Genomic DNA, 4,256 nt, shown 5'->3' on the forward strand with positions numbered 1-4,256 from the left:
CGCTGATTACAGACCGGACATCTCTTTGATCGCACCCTTGAGCTCTTCATCGGAGCAATCGGCGCAGGTGCCTTTTGGTGGCATGGCGTTGATGCCGGTGATGGCCTTGGCGAGGATGCCGTCCAGACCACCCTGATGATCGGCCCGCTCCTTCCAGGCTGCCTTGTCGCCGATCTTCGGCGCGCCAAGCAGGCCCGTGCCGTGGCAAGCGTTGCAGTGCTTGGCGATCACGTCTTTAGGCGCCTTCGCCCCGCCACCGCCGCCAGCCGTCGCGGCCACTTCCATGCCTTTGCATTCCTGCCCTTGAACACACACCTGGCCGACGGGCTCGAGGCGTTTGGCGATGTCGTCATTTGTCGCAGCTTGAGCGCTGACAGCCCATAGGGCCACTACGGTTGCTGGTGCAGCCAGCATTTTCATAATTAGGTTCACGCGTTCACCCTCAATGGTGGCTATTCACGCCTGCGGCCACGGTTCGCAGGCGGGCGCAAGTATAGCGGGTAGGCCGCTGTACTGAAACAACCCCATGGTTAGAGGGGTCTTGTTGCCCATCGGTAAAACGGTTCTGGGGCCTTTGCCGTATTGGCCTGGCGCCTTCTGCTTAGAAATTCGCCGGCGTGGCTGCGCTGATTAGTCGCGCCGGCACGTCGAACGGGTTACGGAAACGATGCGGCTTGGTACTTTCAAAATAGTAGCTGTCGCCGGCTTCGAGGATAAAAGTTTCCAGACCCACCACCAGTTCGAGGCGGCCTTCGACCAGAATTCCGGTTTCCTCGCCTTCGTGGGTGAGCATTTCTTCGCCGGTGTCGGCGCCCGGCGGGTAGATTTCGTTGAGGAACGCGATGGCGCGGCTCGGGTGGGCGCGGCCGACCAGTTTCATGGTCACGGCGCCGTCGGAGATGTCGATCAGCTCATTGGCCTTGTAGACGATCTGAGTCGGTTGGTCCTGCAGGATCTCTTCGGAAAAGAACTCGACCATCGACATGGGAATGCCGCCGAGCACCTTTCTCAGCGAACTGATCGAAGGGCTGACGCTGTTCTTTTCGATCATCGAAATGGTGCTGTTGGTGACGCCCGCGCGTTTGGCGAGTTCACGCTGGGAAAGCCCTTTGAGCTTGCGGATCGATTGCAGTCGTTCACCGACGTCCAAGGCGGGAGCCTCCTGATGTTGTAAGAATATTGAGCGTTATCATGGCGACAGCGTTCAGTATTTACAACAGCTGGCCCCCGCAGCGGCGTTAACCCTCGGAATAGAGCCTTGGCACCCGTTTCAGGTTGCAGAAGATCTGATACGGGATGGTATCGGCCCACTTTGCCACGTCGCTGGCGAGGATGTTTTTACCCCACAGCTCGACAGTTGAACCAAGCCCCGCTTCCGCTACGTCGGTCAGATCGATGCAGAGCATGTCCATCGACACGCGCCCGAGCAGGCGGCTGGGTTTGCCCGCCACCAGCACGGGTGTGCCGGTCGGTGCCTGGCGCGGGTAGCCGTCGGCGTAACCCATGGCGACCACGCCGATGCGCATCGGCTTGTCGGTGATGAACCTGGCGCCATAACCGATCGGCTCGCCGGCCGGCAATTCACGCACGCTGATGACTTTCGATTCGAGGGTCATCACCGGTTGCAGGCGTTCAGCGACGGCGTTGGCTTCTTCGAACGGGGTCGCGCCGTAGAGCATGATGCCCGGGCGTACCCAATCGCTTTGGAATTCTGGCCAACCGAGCACAGCTGGCGAGTTGCGCAGGCTGACTTCCGCCGCCAGACCCTGACGCGCCGCTTCGAACACCGCCACCTGCTCGGTACTGCTCTGCGCGTGCAGTTCATCAGCGCGGGCGAAATGGCTCATCAATACGATTTTCGCCACTTTGCCGCTGGCCAGCAGACGCTGATAGGCCGCTGGATAATCTTTCGGATGCAGGCCGACGCGGTGCATGCCGGAATCGAGCTTGAGCCATACCGTGATCGGTTTGCTCAGGACTGCCTGCTCGATCGCTTCGAGCTGCCACAGCGAATGCACCACGCACCAGAAATCATGCTCGACGATCAGCGCTAGCTCGTCAGCTTCGAAGAAGCCTTCCAGCAGCAATACCGGTGCGCGAATCCCGGCGGAACGCAGCTCCAGAGCTTCTTCGATACAAGCCACGGCAAAACCATCCGCCTCGGCTTCCAGCGCCTGGGCGCAACGCACCGCGCCATGGCCATAGGCGTCCGCCTTGATCACCGCGAGCGCCTTGGCGCCGGTGACTTCACGGGCAATTCGGTAGTTGTGACGCAGGGCTTGAAGGTCGATCAGGGCACGGGCAGGACGCATGGCGGCAGACTTCTGGGCGGTCATGGGAAGAAAAACCGGCGCTGACTGACGACGTGAACCGCCAACAGCACCGGGAGAGGGATCTTGGGAACGTTATGGCAGCGCGGCGACGATGGAGATCTCCACCAGAATGCTCGGCTTGGCCATCTTCGCTTCGACGGTGGCGCGGGCCGGCGCGGCGCCTTTGGGCAGCCACTGGTCCCACACCGCGTTCATTCCGGCGAAGTGCGCTTCGATGTCGTTCAAATAGATCGTTGCCGACAACAGATGCTGTTTGTCCGTCCCGGCCAGATCGAGCAGACGTTCGATATTGGCGAGCACGTCGCGGGTCTGCTGTTCAATTCCGGCGTCGAAGTCGTCGCCGACCTGCCCGGCCAGATACACGGTGCCGTTGTGGCTGACGATCTGACTCATGCGCTCATTGGTGAGCTGGCGCTGGATTGACATGTTTTGCGGACTCCTGGGTCTGGTTGCCGTAACGGGAAATATCGAGGCCTTCAGCGCTGATCTGCGGCTTTTTCTTCGCCATCAGGTCGGCGAGCAAACGGCCGGAACCGCAGGCCATGGTCCAGCCAAGCGTACCGTGACCGGTGTTGAGGAACAGATTCTTGAACGGCGTGGCGCCAACGATCGGCGTACCGTCCGGCGTGGTCGGGCGCAGGCCGGTCCAGAAACTCGCTTCGGCCAGATTGCCGCCCTGAGGATAAAGGTCGTTGACGATCATCTCCAGGGTTTCGCGCCGACGCGGGTTCAGCGACAGGTCAAAACCGGCGATCTCGGCCATGCCGCCGACGCGGATGCGGTTGTCGAAACGGGTGATCGCGACCTTGTAGGTCTCGTCGAGAATGGTCGACGTTGGCGCCATGTCCGGGTTGGTGATCGGCACGGTCAGCGAGTAGCCCTTGAGCGGATACACCGGGGCCTTGATGCCCAGCGGCTTGAGCAACTGCGGCGAGTAGCTGCCGAGCGCCAGCACGTAGCGGTCAGCGGTTTCCAGCTTGCCGTCGATCCACACACCGTTGATGCGGTCACCGGCGTAATCGAGCTTCTGGATGTCCTGGCCGAAGCGGAATTCCACACCGAGCTTGCGCGCCATTTCGGCGAGACGGGTGGTGAACATCTGGCAGTCGCCGGTCTGGTCATTGGGCAGACGCAGCGCGCCAGCGAGAATGTCAGTCACGCCTGCCAGCGCCGGTTCGACGCGGGCGATGCCGGCGCGGTCGAGGACTTCAAACGGCACACCGGATTCTTTCAGCACGGCGATGTCTTTGGCGGCGTTATCCAGTTGCGCCTGAGTGCGGAACAACTGCGTGGTGCCGAGGCTGCGGCCTTCGTAGGCGATACCGGTTTCGGCGCGCAATTCATCGAGGCAGTCACGGCTGTACTCGGACAGACGCACCATGCGCTCCTTGTTCACCGCGTAACGGCTGGCGGTGCAGTTGCGCAGCATTTGCGCCATCCACAGGTATTGGTCGATGTCGGCGGTGGCCTTGATCGCCAATGGCGCGTGGCGCTGAAGCAACCACTTGATGGCCTTGAGCGGCACGCCCGGCGCGGCCCACGGCGAGGCGTAACCCGGCGAGACCTGCCCGGCGTTGGCGAAACTGGTCTCCATGGCCGCAGCAGGCTGCCGGTCGACCACCACCACTTCAAACCCGGCACGGGCCAGATAGTAAGCACTGGCGGTACCGATGACGCCGCTACCCAAGACCATGACGCGCATTTTCAATCCCTCATCGAGGCTTTTCGCCGAACTGTTTGTTAGAGCAATGATGGGCGCAGTGTAAAAAAGAAATGCCAGTGCTTTTCACTATATAAGCGCCTATATTTGGCGACAATTCTCGGCAAAAACCCTTTTCACGGAGGCGCATCCCCTATGCGTACCAACACTCAGACCAAACGTGAGCTGGACAAGATCGACCGCAACATCTTGCGCATCCTGCA

General features: G+C 61.0%; 5 protein-coding genes. All 5 read right to left on the bottom strand.

The window, feature by feature from the left end; all coding sequences use genetic code 11:
- Nucleotides 1-6: 6 nt before the first annotated feature.
- The 5 genes from D6877_RS23890 to dadA all read right to left on the bottom strand — a co-directional run bounded on the left by D6877_RS23890 (nucleotide 7) and on the right by dadA (nucleotide 4,035).
- Nucleotides 7-420: a c-type cytochrome gene (locus tag D6877_RS23890; RefSeq protein WP_130912302.1), complete on the bottom strand. Its 414-nt coding sequence runs from the start codon at nucleotides 418-420 to the stop codon at nucleotides 7-9.
- 181 nt (nucleotides 421-601) lie between these two features.
- A complete protein-coding gene (locus tag D6877_RS23895; protein WP_016772566.1) occupies nucleotides 602-1,150 on the bottom strand; it encodes a cupin domain-containing protein in 549 nt (182 codons plus the stop codon).
- An 88-nt stretch (nucleotides 1,151-1,238) separates the two neighbouring features.
- Nucleotides 1,239-2,312, bottom strand: a complete 1,074-nt coding sequence (alr, locus tag D6877_RS23900) for an alanine racemase (RefSeq protein ID WP_130912303.1) — start codon at nucleotides 2,310-2,312, stop codon at nucleotides 1,239-1,241.
- Between the two features lie 93 nt (nucleotides 2,313-2,405).
- Entirely contained in the window at nucleotides 2,406-2,759 is a 354-nt protein-coding gene (locus tag D6877_RS23905; protein WP_016772564.1) for a RidA family protein, read from the bottom strand.
- Entirely contained in the window at nucleotides 2,731-4,035 is a 1,305-nt protein-coding gene (gene dadA, locus D6877_RS23910) for a D-amino acid dehydrogenase (RefSeq protein WP_122506211.1), read from the bottom strand. Before dadA ends, D6877_RS23905 begins: the two co-directional genes overlap by 29 nt.
- Nucleotides 4,036-4,256 lie beyond the last annotated feature (221 nt).

It is taken from the genome of Pseudomonas sp. Sample_9 (assembly GCF_004307535.1).
GTDB lineage: Bacteria > Pseudomonadota > Gammaproteobacteria > Pseudomonadales > Pseudomonadaceae > Aquipseudomonas > Aquipseudomonas mercuritolerans.